This window comes from Granulibacter bethesdensis (genome assembly GCF_001889545.1).
Classification (GTDB): domain Bacteria; phylum Pseudomonadota; class Alphaproteobacteria; order Acetobacterales; family Acetobacteraceae; genus Granulibacter; species Granulibacter bethesdensis_B.
The window spans coordinates 2,167,772-2,187,494 of sequence record NZ_CP018194.1 but is presented as its reverse complement, the minus strand read 5'-3'; the positions used below and the strand labels follow the sequence as shown (position 1 = coordinate 2,187,494).

Below are 19,723 nucleotides of genomic sequence, written 5' to 3'. Positions count from 1 at the left end.
GGCCGGTTTTAATACAGTGAGGCGGCGGCTTCTTTTTGAATGGAGGTCGCCGCTATCCTGCTGTTTTTACAGTTCAAACATGGTCGGACCGTGCGATGAAAATCGTCGTTCTCGGGTCGGCTGCAGGTGGCGGCTTCCCTCAATGGAACTCGAACGCCGCCGGATGTCGCCGCGCCAGGGCCGGCGACCCAAAGGCGGCGCCGCGCACGCAGGCGTCCATTGCCGTCAGTCAGGACGGTGTTTTCTGGTTTGTTTTTAATGCTTCCCCCGATATCCGCCAGCAGATCGAGGCGAATGCGATGCTGCATCCGAACGGTGCCATCCGTTCGACCCCGATTGCGGGTGTCGTCCTCACCAATGGCGATGTCGATGCGCTTGCCGGGTTGCTGACCCTGCGGGAAAGGCAGGCTTTTACCGTGTATGCCACCAGCCGGGTGCACGGCATCCTCAATGACAATCCCATTTTCGAGGTTCTGGCCCGGGATGTGGTGGAGCGCCGGACCATTCCGGCCAGCGGCCCATTTGCTTTGACCCTGCCGGGCGGTGAGCCATCCGGCCTGACTGTCGAATTCTTCCCGGTTCCCGGCAAGGTGCCGCTCTATCTGGAGCAGGAGGGGCTGCTGATGAATGCCCCCGCGCCGGTCGAGGAAGGGGAGCAGACAGTGGGGGCGGCCATTTCCGACGGGCGACGCACCGTCTGTTTTATTCCAGCCTGCGCGATGATGACCGATTCCCTGAGGCAGCGTCTGGCCGGTGCCGATACGGTGTTTTTCGACGGGACATTATGGTCCGATGATGAGATGATCCGGGCCGGGCTGGTTCCCAAAACCGGCCGGCGCATGGGGCATATGAGCGTCAGCGGAGAAGATGGCACCATTGCCGCGTTCCGCGATCTGGGCGTACGGCAGAAAATTCTGATTCACATCAACAACTCCAATCCTGTTTTGCTGGAAGACAGTGCGGAGCGCGCTGAAGCGCTCGCGGCGGGATGGACCGTCGCCCATGATGGGATGCAGATCGAATTATGACACACACTCATAACCATGCAGACGGACAGGAAACGAACAGGGTCATGACGCCGGACGAACTGGAAGCCTCGCTTCGGGCGGTCGGAGCCGAGCGTTATCATAATCTCCACCCGTTTCACCGCTTGCTGCATGACGGTGCGCTGACGCGTGGTCAGGTGCAGGCCTGGGCGCTTAACCGATACCATTATCAGGCCAGCATCCCGGCCAAGGATGCGGCCTTGCTGTCACGTCTGCCGACGGCCGAGTTGCGGCGCGAATGGCGGCGGCGGCTGGTGGATCATGACGGCACCGAACCCGGCACTGGCGGGATCGCCCGCTGGCTGAAGCTGGCCGAGGGAGTCGGGCTGGATGCTGCCTATGTCGAGAGCAGGGAGGGCTTGCTGCCCACCACCCGCTTTGCCGTGGATGCCTATGTGACATTCTGCCGTGAGAAGCCAATTCTCGAGGCGATAGCGTCTTCTTTGACCGAGATGTTCTCGCCGACCATTATCCGGGAACGGGTTTCCGGCATGTTGGCAAATTATGACTGGGTGTCGGAGGAAACGCTGGCCTATTTCAAGCCGCGCCTGACCCAGGCTCCGCGCGATGTGGATTTTGCGCTGGCTTATGTGAAGGAGCATGCCCGCACAGCGGACCAGCAGCAGGCCGTGATTGCAGCCCTGCGGTTCAAGTGTGATGTGCTCTGGTCGCAGCTTGATGCGCTGTATTATTCCTATGTGGCCCCCGGCAATATCCCGCCCGGCGCCTTCGTACCTGAGGTCTAGAGACAATGTCCGCCCCCCAGGATCAGGCTCTGCCCCAGGTTCCGCTCCAGGCTCTGAATGAAGATGCGGTGCCGCGTTTCGGTCAGGGGATGAAGTTCCGGCATGACAAGGTGCGTGATGCATGGGTCATCCTTGGGCCGGAGCGACTGTTCCAGCCCGACCCTGTGGCGGCGGAAATTCTCAAGCTTGTGGATGGTCAGAAAACGATCGGCGCAATCATCGATGAGCTGGTATCCCGTTTTGCGGCACCCAGGGAGGTGATCGCGGCCGATGTCGTCACCATGTTTGCGGATATGTCGGCGAAGGGAGCCATCCGGTTATGAGCACCATCGAACCTCCTATGGGGCTTCTTGCGGAGCTGACGCATCGCTGTCCCCTGCAATGTCCGTACTGTTCCAATCCTCTTGAGCTGGAGCGCGCGGGGATTGAGCTGAAAACCGAGGAATGGCTGCGCATCATGGATGAGGCCGCCGAGCTTGGCGTGCTGCAGATGCATTTTTCCGGTGGCGAGCCGATGGTGCGGAAGGATCTGCCGGAGTTGATCGCGAGGGCGGTCGAGCGGCAGATGTACACGAATATCATCACCTCCGGCGTGCTGCTGGATGAGGCGATGATGGAGCGGCTGATGAAGGCCGGCATCGACCATATCCAGCTCAGTTTTCAGGATGTGGATGTCGAGAACGCCGAGCGTATCGGCGGTCTGGCCGGCGCACAGTCGAAAAAGCTGAAAGCAGCCCGTCTGATCAAGGAAGCAGGTCTGCCGCTGACCCTGAATTACGTAATTCATCGGCAGAACATGGAAAACCTGCCGCGTATGCTGGAAGCCGCGCAGGCAATGGGTGCGACTCGCACAGAGATTGCGAATGTCCAGTATTATGGCTGGGGTCTGGTCAACCGTGATGCGCTGTTGCCGAGTCGGGAGCAACTGGAAATCGCCACCGCGACGGTGGAAGAGGCGCGGGAGCGGCTCAAAGGCGTCATGGTCATTGATTACGTGACACCGGATTATTATGCGAAACGCCCGAAAGCCTGCATGGGCGGTTGGGCGCGCCGCTTCATCAATATTTCTCCCTCCGGCAAGGCTCTTCCCTGCCATGCGGCGGAGACCCTGACCGGCCTGGAATTTCCGTCCGTGCGCGAATGGTCGCTGGCGGATATCTGGAGCGGCGCACCGGCTTTCCAGAAATATCGTGGTACGGACTGGATGCCGGAACCGTGCCGTTCCTGTGACCGTCGGGAGATCGACTGGGGCGGCTGCCGTTGTCAGGCTTTTGCGCTGACCGGGGATATGGATATTACCGATCCGGCCTGCGCCCTGTCCCCTGCGCATCATGTCATGGAGGAAGCCGTTGCCGCCCGTGGCAATGTGGCGCCTGATTATGTGTATCGCCGGATCGGCAATGCGCCAGTTCCGAACGAGGTTCTGTCCCCTGTTGCCGAATAGCTGCTTTCTGATGATCTGCTGGCCATAGAGGCCGACCATAGAGGAATGTTTCCTCCGTGACCGGCCTCTCGCACCGGATCAGTGGCAGCGTAGATTGGCCTCGGCCTGCGCCTGCCGCAGCCTGTCCACCAGTTTTGTCAGCATGGCGGTGGATCGAAACTCCTCGGCCCGCTGACCGAGTGCGCCTTGCAGCATGCTGAGGACTGTTTCCGCATGCTGGTAGTCGTCATAGCTCATCTGATCGGCAATCGTGTCGATCCCGCAGGAGCATTTATCCAGAAACTCGTGCTTCATACCGTTGGAGGCAAGGCAGCCGATCACGTAATCAGCGCGGGCTGAGGTCGGATAATCATAGCGCGGCTTGTGAGATTGATTGGCGTCGGCGACCTCATCAGCCATTGCCATGGCAGGTAATGTCAGCAGACCTGTCAACAGAACCGCCGAGCGTATTGAGAATATCGGTAAGCGGGCCAGGATTTTTCGTGCATAAGCCATATCAGGGTTTCACCGTTTTGAACGTGAGGATCTGGCTGATCGGCGGAATACCGCCTTTCGGATCGCCGGGCTGTTCCGTTCTGATTTGAGCGATGCCCCCCGGCAACTGGTCGCACAGGATGATGGTGTATTTCTTGTGCTGAATGAACGGCACGTTCTGTAACCGGCTTTCAGTGGCGAACGGTTCCATCACGACCTGTCTGGCAGGCAGTGACTTGCCGTCATGGGTGAAGGTGGTGTCGGTAACGGCAGCTTTGAAAAAGCCTTCCTTGACGCGGGCACGGAAATAGGCGGCGGCCATGCCGATGGATTTTTTCATTTCCATGACATCATGTTCCAGAAAGATCATCACCAGCGGATTGCCGCGATAATCATCCAGCGATGGCGTGAACATGAATCGGTCGCCAGTCAGAAAGTGAAACCCGACCAGTTTGGTGCCATCCGGATGGATCTTGATGATCTGTTCTGACACCGTGTCCGTAAAAGACTGTGGACCTTTGTACTCATAGGAATAGATCAGCGTTTCCGGCTGGGTGATATTGGCCAGATGCGGTGATTCGAACACGGCATGGACGGCCGGATTGGTGGATGGTTCGGTGCCGGGCTGATCGGCGGCAAAGGCCGGAGCCGTCAGCAACATGGCGGAGAACAAGGCAGAGAGTGAGTAACGGAGCATTTCCTGAACCTGACGGCATTTAATGCCAGTTTATTTGCTTATAGTGATGCTTGCGCGCGCGTTTAGTCTACCATCCTTCCGACGTTCTGGAAGGAACAAAGTGCTCATGCAGATTCTCTAAAACGTAATTTAACTGACAAAGCATGACAGCAGAGATCGTCAGAAGGCGACAATGAGCCTGTGATATCGGAAATCATGTGCTGTTGTGACGCAAAATTTCCAATCATGTAACCTATTTTATGCATTTTATGCCATATTGCCTCTTGTGGTTGGAAGGTTGCGAGAGATAATCTCCCGCGCACCGCGTCAGCCAGTAACAGGCGGGGGCGGCTCCGACCGGCTTCTGCCAATGCCAGACCTGCCGGAAAGGTGGGCGTTTTTGGTGGATGTCGGCCAAACCCAGGGAGGATTTTTATGAAGTCCAGCAAGCGACTGCTTGCGATGTCCGTTGCCGTGTCAGCCTTTGTCGGCCTGACCGCGGTTGATGGCGCGCGTGCGAATGAAGATCTCGCGAAACTGTCCAAGAACCCGGCCAACTGGGCCATGCAGGCAGGTGATTTCGCCAATCAGCGCTACAGCGCCCTGAAGCAGATCACGGTGGCCAATGCCGGCAAGCTGCATCCGGTATGGAGCTTCTCCACCGGCGTTCTGCGCGGCCATGAAGGCGGCCCGCTGGTGATCGGCGATGTCATGTATGTGCACACGCCGTTTCCGAACAAGGTGTTCGCCCTTGATCTGAACGACAATGGTCGCGTGATCTGGTCGTACGAGCCGAAGCAGGATCCGGAAGTCATCCCGGTGATGTGCTGTGACACCGTGAACCGTGGTGTTGCCTATGGCGACGGCAAGATCATTCTGGCTCAGGCCGACACCAAGGTTGTCGCCCTCGATGCCAAGACTGGCAAGGAAGTCTGGAAAGTTACCAACGGCGATCCGAAGAAGGGTGAAACCTCCACCAGCGCCCCTTTCATTGTGAAGGACAAGGTGATCGTCGGTATCTCCGGCGGTGAATTCGGTGTGCAGGGCCGCCTGACCGCTTACAGCCTGAAAGACGGCAAGCTGGTCTGGAAGGCGTATTCTGTCGGCACGGATGACCAGATCCTGTTCGATGACAAGACCACCGCTCTCGGCAAGCCGGTTGGCAAGGACAGCTCCATCAAGACCTGGCAGGGCGATCAGTGGAAGACGGGTGGCGGTGCGACCTGGGGCTGGTATTCCTACGATCCGAAGCTGAACCTGATCTATTACGGGTCCGGCAACCCCAGCACCTGGAACCCGGTGCAGCGTCCTGGCGACAACAAGTGGTCCATGACCATTTTTGCCCGTGATGCAGATACCGGTGTCGCGAAGTGGGTCTATCAGATGACCCCGCACGATGAATGGGACTATGACGGCATCAACGAAATGATCCTCGCCGACACCAAGGTGAACGGCAAGGAAACCAAGGCGCTGGTGCATTTCGACCGTAATGGCTTCGCCTATGTGCTCGACCGCGTGACGGGTGAGCTGCTGCAGGCGAACAAGTTCGATCCGATCGTCAACTGGGCTACCGGCGTCGATCTGAAGACCGGTCTCCCGCAGCGTGTGAAGAAATACTCCACCGAAGCCGGTGGTGAAGACCACAACACGAAGGGCATCTGCCCGGCTGCGCTCGGCGTCAAGGACCAGCAGCCTGCCTCGTTCGACCCGCAGAACCACATGTTCTACGTGCCGACGAACCATATCTGCATGGACTATGAGCCGTTCAAGGTGTCCTACACCGCCGGTCAGCCTTTCGTTGGCTCCACCGTCAACATGTATCCGCCGCCGGGCGAAAACCATCTGGGCAACTTCATTGCCTATGATGTTAACAAGGGCAAAATCGCCTGGTCCGATCCGGAACTGTTCTCCGTGTGGTCCGGTGCGCTCTCCACGGCGGGTGGCGTTGTCTATTACGGCACGCTGGAAGGCTACCTGAAGGCAGTCGACGCCAAGACCGGCAAGCTGCTCTACAAGTACAAGACCCCGTCCGGCATCATCGGCAACGTCAATGCCTATGAGCACAAGGGCAAAGAGTACATTGCCGTTCTGTCCGGCCTTGGTGGCTGGGCCGGTATCGGTATGGCCGCTGGTCTGACCGGTGACGCCGATGGTCTGGGCGCGGTGGGTGCGTATCGCTCGCTCGCCAGCTACACGCAGCTTGGCGGCGTGCTGACGGTGTTCGGCATCGACAACTGATCGATGCCGGTCATCATCTGACAGACTGATTATTGGCCCCGGCGACATTGACGTGTCGCCGGGGTTCTTTATCTTGCTATCGCGTCCAAAATGCCTCGGATGCCGGAATTAGTCTGGGGCAAATATGCAGATAACGCGGAATTTGTCCCACAGCCGATGTCACCCCTGATAACGGCCTTTTGACCGAGGAAGGAAAAGACGATCCATGCCACACATCAAAACACGCCTTGCCGCTGTCCTGCTCAGCGTGGCTTTCGCTGGCGGTGCCGTTTCCGCAGCCCATGCGGATGATGCGCCGGATTACAAGAAGCATGTGAAAGACGGCAAGGGCGACAAGACCATTGCTCATGGCTACAATTTTTATGGCGATAACTGCCTGCGTTGCCATGGTCCCGATGGCTCCGGCAGCTCTTATGCCCCTAATCTGACCAACTCGCTCAAGACCATGAGCTATGACACGTTCACCCAGACTGTCATTAACGGTCGCAAGAACGTCTCCACCACCAGCGACAGTGTGATGCCCGCTTTTGGTGAAGTTGCCGACGTCGTTAATAACCTTGATGCTATTTACATGTACCTGAAGGCCCGTTCTGACGGGGCGCTGGGCCGCGGTCGTCCGAAGCGTTTCGACGACTGATTTAATCCCTCTTCCTTTCCGGCGGGGCGCTGTGCTTCGCCGGATCAGGATTCTGGAGCGCGTGCCATGCGTCGTGTCATGACTGGGCGGTTGCGGTTTCTGGCCGCTGTCTCGACCTTTCTGGCGTTTTGTGCGGCGCATGCGCCTGCTTTTGCCCAATATGACGTTGATCTGGTCAGCCGGTCCGCTTTCCGCGTCTGTGCCGATCCATCCGATATGCCTTTCTCCAATAAAAAGCGGGAAGGTTTTGAAAACAAGATCGCCACATTGCTGGCGAAAACCCTGTCGCTTCCAGTCAGCTACACATGGTTTCCGCAGACCGTTGGTTTTCTGCGCAACACGCTGATCGCTGAAAAATGTGATGTTGTGATCGGTGTTGTACCCGGTAATGGCATGATGGACAGCACCAGCGCCTATTATCACTCCGCCTATATGATCGTGACGCGGCAGGAGGATCATCTGACCGCGACATCCGTGACCGATCCTTCTCTGGCAGGCAAACGGTTCGGCCTGATCGCAGCGACCCCACCTTCCGATCTTCTGTTGCATGCGCATCTGATCGATCGTGCCACCGCCTATTCCTTACAGGTCGATACACGCGTCGAGTCGCCTCCGCGCCAGATGTTGCAGGATCTGCTGGATCACAAGATCGATGTGGCCCTGATCTGGGGGCCCTTTGCCGGCTATTTCATCGCCGAGGGCAAGCTGCCGCTGCATATGGATTTTTTGCAGTCGGATGGAAAGGTGCGGCTTGATTATCGTGTTGCGCTGGGTGTGCGCCCGAATGAAACCGAGTGGCGCCGTCGTCTGAATGCGGCCTTGCGCAAAAACCAGCCTGCTATCGACGATATTCTCATGGCATATCATGTCCCGTTGCTGGATGAACAAAATCATCCGATCATCCCGAAAGCTGCACCTGCCGCGCATTGAGCCGGCCTCACAGGGAAGATAGCGGAGGAAAGCATGAGAACGATGCGCCTTGTGGCTGGTCTGATGGCATCCTTGCTTGTGGCGGCTGCATCCCCTGCGCCAGAGCCTGAAGGCTACCGGATGCAGGATTTCAAGGCGCCGACCCCTGCTACGCTCAAAGGCGCCATCGTGCTGGATGCGGATGCGCTGCATACGGTGATCGAGCGGGGCCGGGTGGTTCTGATTGATGCCATGGCCGCTCCCCGCAAGCCGAAAGGAAGTGCGCCGGAAATACCGTGGATGCCTCCACCACGCCTCGATATTCCCGGTAGTCTGTGGCTGGCCGATATCGGGTTGGGAACGTTGCCGCCTGGCGTTGATACATGGTTCCGGCATCAGCTTGCCAACGCCACCATGGGCGACAAGGGCAAGTTGCTGGTGTTCTATTGCCTGCCCAATTGCTGGATGAGCTGGAACGCGGCAAAGCGTGCGTTGTCCTATGGCTATCCCCATGTCGCCTGGTTTCCCGGAGGAACCGAGGCATGGAAAGCGGCTGGTTACCGGCTTGTGCCGAACCAGCCAGTCTTCCCGCCAGAGCAGCCGTAACGGCCCGCTGTTACGCGCAGGATAGCTTAGTGAGCGGGCTGGATTTTGGCTTGTAACGTCCGGGCATAGGCTGCCAGACGTCCTTCCAGATCAGCCGGTGCCTCACAGACATAGCGCATGGTATGTTGGGTCTCCTGATAGCTGCGTACCAGCAATCCACGCTCACTATTCAGGTCGTTGAATTTAACCAGATCGGCACCCTGCGGCTCTTCCGGCAATTTGGACAGATCGCCATTGACCGCCTCCACCTGTCTGGCAAGCCCGCGCTGATGACGGCCCAGCTCCTTGATACGGGAAATCAGCGAGGAGCGTTCTGTATCGACCGCAGCGGTAATATCCGCGAACAGGGTTCCCAGCACCTTGCTGCGCTCTGCCTGAGGAATGGTATCGGCATAGGCGGCAAGCTTGGCCTGACCATCCGTCAGCGGAAGCGAGCGGTCGGAGACGGCAGCAATCACGTCGGCACGGGCCTTGTCCTGCGGCGCATCCCCGGGTGAGGGAACAGGCGCTTCCCCGGCCCAGTAGGTGGCTGCCGCGACATGCGGCACCAGCCTTTGCTGGCACGGCCAGTCAGGATCCTTGTCGAAAGAGGCGGCCCATGACGGTGTGGTGGCTGTTGTCAGCAGCAGCAGAGAGGTCAGGCGAAAGACGGTGTTGCGCAGCATGAGGTTCGACACTTTCAATCTGCCGCCGTACGACGGGCCATCAGCCCGCGACCGGGGTCGTAGCCCAGAATGGCGGCTGCCATGAACAAAATGGTATAGGTGAGGACGATCAACGCCGATTGCGTGGCGAACTTATCGTACAAAGCAAAGCGGATCAGCTCCACCGCATGGGTGAAGGGGTTGATCTGGCAGAACCACCATAGCGTGGTGCTGGCATCCTTGACCCGCCAGAGCGGATAAAGGGCAGAGGATGTGAAAAACATCGGAAAAATCACGAAGTTCATCACACCGGCAAAATTTTCGAGCTGTTTGATAAAGGAGGAAAGAACCAGCCCCAGCGCTCCCAGCATCAAGCCGGCCATGATCAGCGCAGGCAGTACGGCCAGATAGCCGGTCACAGGCGGCGTGATGTCCCAGAACCAGGCAATGGCCAGAAAAATATAGGCCTGCACAATGGAAACCGTCACACCTGCCAGCAGCTTGCACAATAGCAGGAACCAGCGGGGAAACGGGCTGATCAGCAGGGTTTTCATGCTGCCCATCTCCCGGTCATAAACCATGGAGAGGGACGATTGCATGCCGTTGAACAACTGGATCATCGCCACCAGACCCGGTGCGATATAAACCTCATAGGGAACATAGGTTTCGTAAGGCGGAATAATTGAGACGCCGAGTACGAAATGGAATCCTGCGGCAAACACGACCAGCCAGACCAGCGGTCGCACCAGGGCGGAGATAAAGCGTCCGCGTTGATGGACCCAGCGTAAAGCCTCCCGGCGGACAATCCCCGTCATGCAGCGCCCGTACTGGGCGGGTGATAAAAACGCTGTTGTCATGCGGCTTTTTCCCGCGTGGTATTCTGACCGTTGCGTGTCAGGCGATCAAACGCGGTGCCGAGATCGACGGCATCGGCGTCACGGACAATGGTATCGCGCGCACCCTGTGCCAGCACCTTTCCTTGATGCAGCACAATGATGCGGGCCTGCTCATCTGCTTCATCAATCAGATGGGTGGCCCACAACACGGCAAGACCGTGATCGCGGCACAATTCGCGCACATGCTGAAGCAGGAAGCGGCGGCTTTCGATATCAAGCCCCACGGTGGGTTCATCGAGCAACAGCAGTGAAGGCGCATGGACCAGCGCCCGTGCCAGCTCGACACGTCTGCGTTGTCCGCCGGAAAGCTGCCGAACCCGATCCCCCGCACGATCAGCAAGGCCGATCCGGCCAAGTTCCTCCAGGGCGCGTTCGCGGGCTTCTCGGGAGGGCATTCCATGCAAGGCGGCATGGTAGGTCAGGTTCTGCAACACGGTCAGATCGAGATCGAGCGTGGATTGTTGAAACACCGCCCCCATACGGGCAAGGGCGCGGCCTGGTTCCCGGCGCATATCATGACCGAGCACGGCGATATGGCCGCTTTTGCTGTGATAGAGTCTTGTGATCAGCCCGAATAATGTGGTCTTGCCGGCCCCGTTCAGTCCGAGCAGGACGGAGAAATCACCGGGTTGAATGCTGAATGTGACGTTATCCAGCACCCGACGCGCCCCGAAAGCATGGCTGAGGCTGCTTACGGCCAGCGCGGCGGATGAAGGGGCTGATGGTGTCGGCATCAGGGTGCCACCACCACGCCCCATGGCAGTTGCCCGACCGGCACCGATTTCAGAACCTTGAGGCTGGGCACGTCGATCACTGACATGTCGTTGCTGATTCCGTTGGCGGTATAAAGTGTTTTCTGATCCGGTGAAAAAGCAGCGTGCCAGACACGTTGCCCGACCAGCAGATATTTTTTCACCTCGTAGGTATGGGCATCCACCACCGCCACGCGATTGGCCGGGCCAAGGCAGATGAAGGCAGTGTTGCCGTCATCACTGAGGGCGATGCCAACAGCCTGGACTGCTTCTTTCGGTACGCCGGGGATCGCGAAGCTGATGGTCTTGATCACTTTATGGGTCTTGGTATCGATCACCGCGACCTGACCTGCAACTTCGGAAGAAACCCAGACCAGAGAGCCATCCTTGTTGTATTCCGCATAACGCGGGCGGGTGCCGACCAGCACATTGGCCACCGGCTTATGGCTTTTGGCGTCGATGAAATGCGCCATGCTGGTGGTTTCGGATGTGTTGACGATGGTTTTTCCATCCGGGCTGACCGCCATCCCTTCCGGCTCCACGCCGGTGGGAATTTCATCGACAATCCTGCTTTGCCCGATATCCAGCACAGAGACCATGTTGTCGTTTTCGTTGGAAATATAAAGCGTGTTTCCATCCGGGCTGAGGGCGAACAGCTCCGGATCCGGTCCGCTCGGCAGGGTTTTGCTGACGGTCAGACTGGCGAGATCGAGCACCTCGATATGATCAGCATCGGATGTGCAGATATAGAGGCTTTTTCCGTCTTTCGAGAGCACGATACCGCGCGGGCGCGCACCCACCGGAACGGTCTTGATGATTTTGAGAGAGTCTTGATCCAGCACCGTGATGGTGTTGTCTTTTTCATTGGAGACAAGAATTTTGCCCGCCATCGCACTGGTGGCGAAAAGCGGGATTGCCAGCGCAGCACTGACAATCGCGGCTGCCATGCGGTGGCGGATCATTGCATGTGACATGTGCTCTCCGGCCGGTCGATGCCGAGCGTATCTGTTTCGTAAAACTGGTGCAGAAATCCGGGCTGCGGCGAAATGGAAATCAGCGAACGATCATCCGCCAGCAGCACGGGCTGCCGTAACTGTCCGTCCCAGGGCCTGAAATTGAGCGGTGGCCCTTTATAGGCGGCCAGAGCAAAGGAATCGCCGCGTATATAGGCTGCCAGTTTGGCCGGATCGGACTGTCCGGTGCGGGTGGCGGCCTCACCAAAGCTGCGTACCGCCATCCATGCACCGTAATCCAGACTGGTCATCCAGCGATGGGCCAGTTTCAGAAAACGGCTTTGAAACTGTGTGCTGGCATATTCGTCGAATGGTCTGGCCCATGCTTCCGGCACCATCCCCTGCGTTCCGGCCACCGGGCGAGGCGTGTTGGTGCGGTAGGACAGGCTGTCGCCGAAATTGCCTGCCTCATCGGCAACGATCAGCACGTCGTAATCGACATCCTGTGTCAGACGGGAAACCTCGGTGTTGATCTGGAAATGTCCCGTATCAGCCTGCTGCGTCGCCGGGTTGAAGGTCCATGGGCGATCGGCGACGATGCGGATCTGGAATTTTTTGGCCGATCGGCGAATGGCCTCGGCATATAAGGCATCATCTGGTGTTTTGCCGCTTACCAGCATGACGTGGTGCCAGTTTTTGACGGTCAGATATTGCATCAGCGCATCCGCCAGCATGGCGCGGCTGGGCATGGTGTGCAGTACGTTGTGGCGGCAATCCGCGCCACGCAGCCGGTCATCCGGCAATTTCGCATCGATCAGCAGAGCGTCTTTCGCTTCCGGCAGATCTGCCAGACGCAGCAGCAGGTCAGGCGGCACACTGAGCACGAAATTCCGGTCGCCTGCTTTCAGCCTGTCCTTGAAGGCCTGTATCACGGCCTCGGGCGTTGGATGAATCTGCTCGTCCAGCACATAGTTCTGGTTCAGGAAGCGGCCCGTGGTCGCATTGTCGCGCAGGGCCAGACGTGCGCCTTCCACGCCTTCATCGGCGGGAGGCTGATCAAGCCATGTCGAAGGCCACCGGCGCGTTTCATGCAGCTCCAGATAGACGATACGGATCGTCTGTGCTGGCGTTGCTGCAGCGTCCTGTGCCATCGCTGCATGAGGCGTCAGCATTTCCCCGGCCGGCAGACCCGCCAGACAGGCAAGTACAGTCAGTGCCGGTGCCGCGTTTCTCGCGTGCTTGATCCAGCTCATATGTTTCCTCCGCATCCCCCGCCACACGGCCTCTCCGGATAAAGGGCCTGAAACATTGGCAGACGCTTCTGCCTTTATCTCATGTGCCTGCTGATGTGGCGATGGATAACAGGGATAAAAATGCGTTTAGGGTGAAAATATCCATGAAATATTGACAATTTATGCCGATATAGGCGGGATAGAACTCAAAACGCCTTGATCACAAGGCTTGAGGAAAACGCCGTGAGCTTATTGGAAACGGGCAGGAGACAGAATCCCTCGTTCTGGTCCCGCCGTCGCGTGCTGACGGGCGGCCTTGGGCTGTGCCTTGCCACTCGTGCGGTAGCCGCGCGGGCGGAGGACCCTTCCATGCCGGAGATCAGGGTCGCCAGCCTGCGTTTCGGCAGTCTTTCCTGGCTGCTGGATGTCATCCGCCGTCATGGCCTGGACCATGATGCTGGCTTTCGATTGGTGGAGCTGTCACTCGCCGGATCACAGGCTACACAGGTGGCGTTACAGGCTGGCTCGGCCGATCTTGCCGTGCAGGATTGGCTCTGGGCGGCCCGACAGCGAGAACAGGGCGGAGACTGGCTGTTTTCCCCTTTTTCCAGCGAATCCGGGGGCATTCTGGTCCGGGCGGACAGCAAGCTGCATGGGATTGATGATCTGAAGCAGGCCAGATTAGGGGTGGCCGGGGGCCCGATCGATAAAAGCTGGCTGATTTTCAGGGCTTTTGCCGCCCGCAAGCTGGGCTATGACCCGCAGAGCCTTACTCCGTTTTTTGCAGCCCCGCCGCTGTTGAACGAGCAGTTGACCCGGGGAAGACTGGACGCCGCCTTGACCTATTGGCCTTTCGTGGCACGGGGGGAGGCTCATGGTGGGCGCGTTCTGCTGCGTATTGGCGATGCTCTGGCGGGGCTGGGGCTGCCGGTGGATACGCCTCTTGTGGGTTATGTGTTCCGTTCCGCCTGGGCGGAAGGCCCGGCTCAGCCAGGACGGAGATTTCTGAAGGCCGCTGCGCAGGCACAGGCCATTCTCGCGACATCGGATACGGAGTGGCAGGCTATCCGCCCTCTGACCGGTGCGGGAGACGATCATGAGTTGATCCTACTGCGTGATGCATACCGGGCTGGCATTCCGCATCACTGGGGCCAGGCGCAGATCGATGCGGCCCAGAGCTTGCTGACGATCCTGCATGCCCTGCCCGGTGCAGAGACCTCCGGCCTGCCGACGCGGATACCGGTCGGACTGTTTCCGGCGGAGGTAGCGCTCTGACCGCATTTTCTGCCCGCAGAGAGGCCCCCCGCACTGGTCAGATCGGTTTCGGCTGGCGGGTCGCGTCGATGGTGTTGCTGCTGGCGATTTGGGAGGGCGCGGCAGTCTGGGCCCACGATCCCTTGCTGCCATCCGCCAGCACCGTCATCGCCGCCATGGTGCAGCAGGCAGTGCATGGGGCCTTGCTGCCAACATTGGCGATTACGCTGCGCCGTGTTGCCGAGTCTTTCGTGCTCGCACTGGTGGTCGGGACGGCGATTGGCGTGGCCTTGGGCAGGATGCCCCGTCTCAATGCGATCATGGACAGTCTGCTCACCGCCATGCTCAACCTGCCTGCCGTTGTGTTGATCGTGCTGATCTATATCTGGTTCGGGCTGACGGAGTGGGCCGCGGTGATGGCTGTGGCGCTGAACAAGTTGCCCAACACTGCTGTGACGGTGAGAGAAGGCGCGCGGGCGCTGAACCCGGCGCTGCTGGACATGGCGCGCAGCTTCCGCATGAGCCGTCTTGCCATTCTGCGCCACGCAATCCTGCCGCAATTGGCACCCTATATTTTTGCGGCTGCCCGCTCCGGGCTATCGATCATCTGGAAAATCGTGCTGGTGGTGGAGCTGCTGGGGCGTAGCGATGGGGTGGGGTTTCAGCTTCAGGTGTATTTCCAGCTTTTCGATGTGACCGGGATTCTGGTCTACACGCTGGCCTTTATTCTGGTGGTACAGGCGCTGGAATGGGGCGTGCTGCAATTGCTGGAACGGCGGGTATCTGCATGGCGATAGAGCAGGCACACGCTGCTGCCGCCCTGCTGCATGTGCGGATCGAGGCCAAAAATCATGGCGCAACACCTGTTTTAAGGGACATTGCGTTTGATCTGCACCGGGGGGATGTGCTGGCAGTCATGGGGCGCTCAGGCTGTGGCAAAACCAGTCTGTTGCGTATTCTGGCCGGACTGGATGATGCGTATTCCGGCCAGGTCAGGTGGGCAGGTTACAGCATCAGACAGCGCCGCAACCGGGCTTTCCCGCGAATCGGCACAGTGTTTCAGGAACCTTTATTGCTCCCGTGGAAAACGCTGCGTCAGAACGTCGCGCTGATGATGCCTGCCCCGGATGAGGCGTTGATAGAGCGTCTGTTCACAGAACTCGGACTGAAGGAAGTGGCTGACAGCCTTCCGGGCCGTGTGTCGTTGGGGATGGCACGGCGCGCTGCTCTGGTCAGGGCGCTGGCGTCCAGACCGGATATTCTGCTGCTGGATGAGCCGTTTGCCTCGCTGGACAAGGACAGCATCGGCAGCAGCATGGGTTTATTGCGGCGTTTCTGGCGTTCTGGCGCCATGGCGACGGTGATGGTGACGCATGAGGCGCTGGACGCGGCAAGGCTTGCGAATCGGGTCATGATGCTTGGTGGAAAGCCTGCCAGCATGATCAGGCAGGTTAATCTGCCCGGTGCAAACCCGTCAGCCCGCAGCCTGACGGCAGAGGAGGAGGCCCGCCTTGCGGCAGACCTCCAATCCCCGGAAGACCTGATTACTTGAGGGTCTTCAGATAGGCGATCAGGTTCTGGCGATCCTTTTCGTCCTTGATGCCGGGGAAGATCATCTTCGTGCCGGAAACCAGGCCCTTCGGATTTTCAACCCACTTGTTCAGAGTGGCTTCGTCCCAGGTCAGGCCGGAGCTTTTCAGGGCGTCGGAGTAGTTGAAGCCAGGCTCAACACCTGCCTTGCGACCGACGATGCCGGCCAGGGAGGGGCCGACCTTGTTCTTGCCGGCTTCGGTGGAGTGGCAGAAGCCGCACTTTTTGAAGAGGGTCTTACCTGCTTCGGCATCGCCATCCGCGCGCGCCTGGCCGGCGGCCAGCAGCGCAAAAGCGGAGAAAGCGAGAGCAGGAACCAGTTTGCTTTGCATCGTTTCGTCCCGTTGCAAGGTGGTTCGGAAAGGCACGGCCCCCAATGAGCCGCGCCGGGACATTATCTTGTTGACGCTCTTTCCGATAGCCGTTCGTCGAGGCATTCTTGAGGCAATTTTGCGGCACCGGCATGGCACCTTCGTCAACCGGCTCCAGATCGCAGTATGACGGGTTTCAGGAAGGAACAAAAGTCCATGATTATCTCTGTTGAAACAGGTGACTCACTTCTGGCAACCGCCCTTGCCACCTCGAAGCCTTCGGGTCGGAAATATCGCATGCTGTGGTTCGGCGGCCTGATCGGCATCGGCCTGACCATGGCTGCTGGTGGCAGCGCAATCGCTGCGGGTAAGGCGATGAGGTTCTGGAATACGACCTCTGACACCATCGTGAAACTTCAGATGGCCCCTGTCGGCACGACGGCATGGGGCAGTGATCAGTGCAAGAACGATAAGGATGGAGAGGTTGAGGCGGATGAGCGCCTGAAAATCCTCGGTATTCAGCCGGGCCGCTATGACGTGAAGCTGAAACTGAAGCGCGGGCGTAGTTGTGTGGTTCATGATGTCGAGGCGAAGGAAGACGGTCCCTATGCTTTTTCAATCGGCGATGCCGATTTGAAGGACTGCACACCCTGAGTCGGTAAGGCAGAGATCAAAAAAAGGGCGGTCCGGAGACCGCCCTTCATAATGATACAGGATCAAGCCGTTTCAGAAGGAAACGCGCACACCGCCATATCCGGCGATGGGAGCGCCCGGGCTGAGGCTTCTGGTATTGGTGGCATTGGGAGCCTGAAGCATCGGGACTTCACCAACCGGGGAGAATGTGCCGAAAGTGGCATAGTTCTGGTTGGTCAGGTTCCGCACCAGGCCGAACAGCTGCACATTTTTCGTGATCTGGTAGGCGGTGTTGAAATCCATCACGAAGTAATTGCCGGTCCGCTGGTTCTGGTTGCCTTCATCGCCGATCAGATACTGGCCGCTCGCGGCACGCCCGATCAGACCCACAACCCATTTGGGCGTTACCGACCACTGTACGCCGACCTTGAACACGTGGGCGGGAATCCCGGTGATGTAGTTGCCCTTGCGCACATTGACGAGCCCGTCATCAGCGTAAGGATTATCCTCGGAATTGAGCGTGAAATTGCTGCCATAGCGGGCATCGGTGAAAGAATAGTTGGCGAAGACCGACCATGCGCCGGCAATCAGATTGACGGAGGCTTCCACACCCTGACGTGTGGTGGGGCCAACATTCCGGAAATAGGCTCGCCCGGAGGTCTCGCTGGATACGAAGGCCAGATCGTCATCACTGCCGGTATGGAAATAGCCGGTATGCCAGTTGACGGTGGCGGTCTCGACCTTGTGATGGCCACGGAACCCGGCTTCCCAGGTATGGGCCACGACCTGCTTCAGGGGCGGATCACCGACGAAGAAATTGGTCAGGCTGCACGGGGCGGTCGGATCGGCGCAGGAAAGCTCCGCCGGGGTTGGCGCGCGGTTCGATTCGGCATAGCCGGCATAGGCGGAGACGGAGCGCGTGATCTTCCAGGTCAGGCCGGCTGCGGGATTGAAGCGGTTATAGGAATGCTGGCCGTTCAGGCTGGTGCCGATCTGGTCGTTCAGCGCGATCTGGGCGGAGTTGAAACGCCCCGAGACGGTGGCGGCCAGTTTTTCGGTGATGTCGAACGTATCCGTGAAGAAAACACCGTAATAGTCGTTGCTGGTATTCACCCGCACCGGCAGCACATTGGCGGTGGAGTCATCAACCTCAATGCTGGGGCCGCCAAAGCCGCGATCAAGGGTCAGCGGGCCGATCAAAGTGTTGGCGGTGAAAGTGCTGCGCCCGCCATCATAGCTGACACCGGCTACGAAATGGTTCTTGTGGCCGAACACCGTGGCGGTATTCACACCCTGTGCCGAGGCTCCGAACCCGTTGGTATCGGTCGCGGTGCGGTTCAGATAGGCGTAGGGACCGCCCTCGTCATAATCGAAGCCGTGCTGGTTATACGGGCTGTTCTGCACGAAATTGGGAACATATCCGCCGCGACGGGATTGCAGCGGGGGGCCATCCTCTGAACAGACCAGAGTGGGATCGTCATCGCACGGCTCAACCTCGGCTGCGTCGCCGTTGAAGGTGCGCTGGGACAGGTTGCTGTAATAGACATTGCCCTGCACTGACCACTCATCGGTCACTGTCACCGTGGTGCTGCCGACAACGCGGACATATTTGTTGCGGGTCTGATCGGGATAGGTGAACACCGCACTCCGGTCCGCTGCCAGCAGTTCAACCGGGGTTGTGCCGTTGCCGACCAGAATATTGTTGGCATAGGTCACGTTGACATGCGCTTCGGCACGGTCGCTGCGCCATCCGATATCGCCGTAAACCTGGCGCGCCTGAGATGGGGAATGCTGGCGCCAGCCATCCTCGTTCATCCCGCTGGCGGCAATATAGGCGGACATCGTGCCGTCTTTGGACTTCACACCATATTGTCCGGACAGGGTGATGTTGCCGAACGACCCCCCCGATACCTCGACCTGACCGCCCTGATAGTTAAAGCCGTCCTTCATCCGCACGGACAGGGCACCGCCCAGCGCATTCAGACCGAAAGCCGGATTGGCGCCGACCAGCTGTGTTTCATCAATGGCGATGCTGGGGATCAGATCCCAGTTCACCGTATCGCCAAAGGACTGGTTGAAGCGTGTGCCGTTGACATAGACCGCAAGGCCCTGGGGATCACCGGCCAGTGGAGAAGCGGAAAAGCCGCGATAGATCAGATTGGGCTGAAGGGAATTGCCCACCGCCTGATTGAAGGAAATACCGGTGCCCTGTTGTTCCAGCGAACGCAGCAGGTCTGCCGGGCCGGTTTTCTGGGTATCAAGCCCGGTATAAACCTGAGTGGCTGCGGGTACTTCTTCCCGGTTCAGTCCCGACCCCTGAAGTGGGGTCGTTCCCACCACCTGCAGGGAAGGCAGCGTGAAATTGGGTGTGCTGTTTTCAGCGGGAGACGAAGCCGCTGGCTGATTGCCTTGGCTCGCTGCATTCTTCATCGTTCCCTGTGCCTGGGCGACGACGGGAAGAAAAGGCGCAACGGCGGCAAGTATAATTCTTTTTCTCATTATAAACCCCCCGAGTAACTCGTTGCGTCCTACAAATTATTTTTTGGTAATGTCCATGGTATTTTGAATTTTGGAAGTACTTTGTTGTACATTGTGGCACATAAAATGAATATGTATTTGCTTTATATGATATAGAATATGCATAAAATGCAGAAAATAGTCTTCAGAATACCATTCTGGCCT

General features: G+C 58.6%; 21 protein-coding genes. 12 read left to right on the top strand and 9 right to left on the bottom strand.

Features of this window, described 5'->3' with window-relative positions; all coding sequences use genetic code 11:
• The first annotated feature begins 95 nt into the window (after positions 1–95).
• Genes pqqB through pqqE form a run of 4 tightly spaced genes read left to right on the top strand, consistent with a single transcriptional unit; the run spans position 96 to position 3,236 of the window.
• Positions 96–1,028 carry a pyrroloquinoline quinone biosynthesis protein PqqB gene (gene pqqB / locus GbCGDNIH8_RS10035; RefSeq protein WP_072573074.1) on the top strand — a complete coding sequence of 311 codons (933 nt, stop codon included), beginning with the start codon at positions 96–98 and terminating at the stop codon, positions 1,026–1,028.
• Positions 1,029–1,072: 44 nt separating this feature from the next.
• The gene (gene pqqC, locus GbCGDNIH8_RS10030; RefSeq protein WP_253736016.1) at positions 1,073–1,792 is read left to right on the top strand and encodes a pyrroloquinoline-quinone synthase PqqC; all 720 of its coding nucleotides are present in this window, start codon (positions 1,073–1,075) and stop codon (positions 1,790–1,792) included.
• A 5-nt stretch (positions 1,793–1,797) separates the two neighbouring features.
• A complete protein-coding gene (gene pqqD / locus GbCGDNIH8_RS10025) occupies positions 1,798–2,115 on the top strand; it encodes a pyrroloquinoline quinone biosynthesis peptide chaperone PqqD (protein ID WP_072573072.1) in 318 nt (105 codons plus the stop codon).
• Positions 2,112–3,236: a pyrroloquinoline quinone biosynthesis protein PqqE gene (pqqE, locus tag GbCGDNIH8_RS10020; RefSeq protein ID WP_072573071.1), complete on the top strand. Its 1,125-nt coding sequence runs from the start codon at positions 2,112–2,114 to the stop codon at positions 3,234–3,236. The genes pqqD and pqqE overlap by 4 nt, the downstream gene beginning before the upstream one ends.
• A 78-nt stretch (positions 3,237–3,314) precedes the next feature.
• On the opposite strand, the gene GbCGDNIH8_RS10015 is transcribed toward pqqE, so the two are convergent.
• Together GbCGDNIH8_RS10015 and GbCGDNIH8_RS10010 are read right to left on the bottom strand one after the other, a co-directional pair.
• Positions 3,315–3,668: a hypothetical protein gene (locus tag GbCGDNIH8_RS10015; RefSeq protein ID WP_216634450.1), complete on the bottom strand. Its 354-nt coding sequence runs from the start codon at positions 3,666–3,668 to the stop codon at positions 3,315–3,317.
• Between the two features lie 64 nt (positions 3,669–3,732).
• Positions 3,733–4,407, bottom strand: a complete 675-nt coding sequence (locus GbCGDNIH8_RS10010; protein WP_072573069.1) for a hypothetical protein — start codon at positions 4,405–4,407, stop codon at positions 3,733–3,735.
• 414 nt (positions 4,408–4,821) lie between these two features.
• On the opposite strand from GbCGDNIH8_RS10010, the gene GbCGDNIH8_RS10005 reads away from it, so the two are divergent.
• The 4 genes from GbCGDNIH8_RS10005 to GbCGDNIH8_RS09990 all read left to right on the top strand — a co-directional run bounded on the left by GbCGDNIH8_RS10005 (position 4,822) and on the right by GbCGDNIH8_RS09990 (position 8,776).
• Positions 4,822–6,624: a methanol/ethanol family PQQ-dependent dehydrogenase gene (locus GbCGDNIH8_RS10005; RefSeq protein ID WP_072573068.1), complete on the top strand. Its 1,803-nt coding sequence runs from the start codon at positions 4,822–4,824 to the stop codon at positions 6,622–6,624.
• Positions 6,625–6,829: 205 nt separating this feature from the next.
• Entirely contained in the window at positions 6,830–7,261 is a 432-nt protein-coding gene (locus GbCGDNIH8_RS10000; protein ID WP_072573067.1) for a c-type cytochrome, read from the top strand.
• A 66-nt stretch (positions 7,262–7,327) separates the two neighbouring features.
• Positions 7,328–8,191 carry a substrate-binding domain-containing protein gene (locus GbCGDNIH8_RS09995; RefSeq protein WP_081368955.1) on the top strand — a complete coding sequence of 288 codons (864 nt, stop codon included), beginning with the start codon at positions 7,328–7,330 and terminating at the stop codon, positions 8,189–8,191.
• 33 nt (positions 8,192–8,224) lie between these two features.
• The gene (locus tag GbCGDNIH8_RS09990; protein ID WP_072573066.1) at positions 8,225–8,776 is read left to right on the top strand and encodes a PQQ-dependent catabolism-associated CXXCW motif protein; all 552 of its coding nucleotides are present in this window, start codon (positions 8,225–8,227) and stop codon (positions 8,774–8,776) included.
• Positions 8,777–8,802: 26 nt separating this feature from the next.
• Here GbCGDNIH8_RS09990 and GbCGDNIH8_RS09985 read toward each other — a convergent pair whose 3' ends face one another.
• The 5 genes from GbCGDNIH8_RS09985 to GbCGDNIH8_RS09965 are packed head-to-tail and all read right to left on the bottom strand — an operon-like array spanning position 8,803 to position 13,274.
• Entirely contained in the window at positions 8,803–9,441 is a 639-nt protein-coding gene (locus tag GbCGDNIH8_RS09985) for a hypothetical protein (protein WP_072573065.1), read from the bottom strand.
• 14 nt (positions 9,442–9,455) lie between these two features.
• Entirely contained in the window at positions 9,456–10,277 is an 822-nt protein-coding gene (locus GbCGDNIH8_RS09980; RefSeq protein ID WP_072573064.1) for an ABC transporter permease, read from the bottom strand.
• Positions 10,274–11,074: an ABC transporter ATP-binding protein gene (locus GbCGDNIH8_RS09975; protein WP_253736015.1), complete on the bottom strand. Its 801-nt coding sequence runs from the start codon at positions 11,072–11,074 to the stop codon at positions 10,274–10,276. The genes GbCGDNIH8_RS09980 and GbCGDNIH8_RS09975 overlap by 4 nt, the downstream gene beginning before the upstream one ends.
• Positions 11,050–12,042, bottom strand: a complete 993-nt coding sequence (locus tag GbCGDNIH8_RS09970) for a YVTN family beta-propeller repeat protein (RefSeq protein WP_172822947.1) — start codon at positions 12,040–12,042, stop codon at positions 11,050–11,052. Before GbCGDNIH8_RS09970 ends, GbCGDNIH8_RS09975 begins: the two co-directional genes overlap by 25 nt.
• A complete protein-coding gene (locus tag GbCGDNIH8_RS09965; protein ID WP_253736014.1) occupies positions 12,027–13,274 on the bottom strand; it encodes an ABC transporter substrate-binding protein in 1,248 nt (415 codons plus the stop codon). The genes GbCGDNIH8_RS09970 and GbCGDNIH8_RS09965 overlap by 16 nt, the downstream gene beginning before the upstream one ends.
• A gap of 222 nt (positions 13,275–13,496) precedes the next feature.
• On the opposite strand from GbCGDNIH8_RS09965, the gene GbCGDNIH8_RS09960 reads away from it, so the two are divergent.
• The 3 genes from GbCGDNIH8_RS09960 to GbCGDNIH8_RS09950 all read left to right on the top strand — a co-directional run bounded on the left by GbCGDNIH8_RS09960 (position 13,497) and on the right by GbCGDNIH8_RS09950 (position 16,059).
• The gene (locus tag GbCGDNIH8_RS09960; RefSeq protein WP_157692625.1) at positions 13,497–14,528 is read left to right on the top strand and encodes an ABC transporter substrate-binding protein; all 1,032 of its coding nucleotides are present in this window, start codon (positions 13,497–13,499) and stop codon (positions 14,526–14,528) included.
• Between the two features lie 68 nt (positions 14,529–14,596).
• A complete protein-coding gene (locus GbCGDNIH8_RS09955) occupies positions 14,597–15,304 on the top strand; it encodes an ABC transporter permease (protein WP_072573060.1) in 708 nt (235 codons plus the stop codon).
• A complete protein-coding gene (locus GbCGDNIH8_RS09950; RefSeq protein WP_072573059.1) occupies positions 15,295–16,059 on the top strand; it encodes an ABC transporter ATP-binding protein in 765 nt (254 codons plus the stop codon). The genes GbCGDNIH8_RS09955 and GbCGDNIH8_RS09950 overlap by 10 nt, the downstream gene beginning before the upstream one ends.
• On the opposite strand, the gene GbCGDNIH8_RS09945 is transcribed toward GbCGDNIH8_RS09950, so the two are convergent.
• On the bottom strand, positions 16,052–16,429 hold the full coding sequence (locus GbCGDNIH8_RS09945; protein WP_072573794.1) for a c-type cytochrome: 378 nt from the start codon (positions 16,427–16,429) through the stop codon (positions 16,052–16,054). The two genes, GbCGDNIH8_RS09950 and GbCGDNIH8_RS09945, sit on opposite strands and share 8 nt — an antisense overlap.
• A gap of 195 nt (positions 16,430–16,624) precedes the next feature.
• Here GbCGDNIH8_RS09945 and GbCGDNIH8_RS09940 point away from each other — a divergent pair, with 195 nt between their 5' ends.
• Positions 16,625–17,062 (top strand): hypothetical protein, encoded by a 438-nt coding sequence (locus GbCGDNIH8_RS09940; protein WP_216634449.1) that lies wholly within the window; start codon positions 16,625–16,627, stop codon positions 17,060–17,062.
• A gap of 72 nt (positions 17,063–17,134) precedes the next feature.
• On the opposite strand, the gene GbCGDNIH8_RS09935 is transcribed toward GbCGDNIH8_RS09940, so the two are convergent.
• The gene (locus GbCGDNIH8_RS09935; RefSeq protein WP_072573058.1) at positions 17,135–19,540 is read right to left on the bottom strand and encodes a TonB-dependent receptor; all 2,406 of its coding nucleotides are present in this window, start codon (positions 19,538–19,540) and stop codon (positions 17,135–17,137) included.
• Positions 19,541–19,723: the final 183 nt, after the last annotated feature.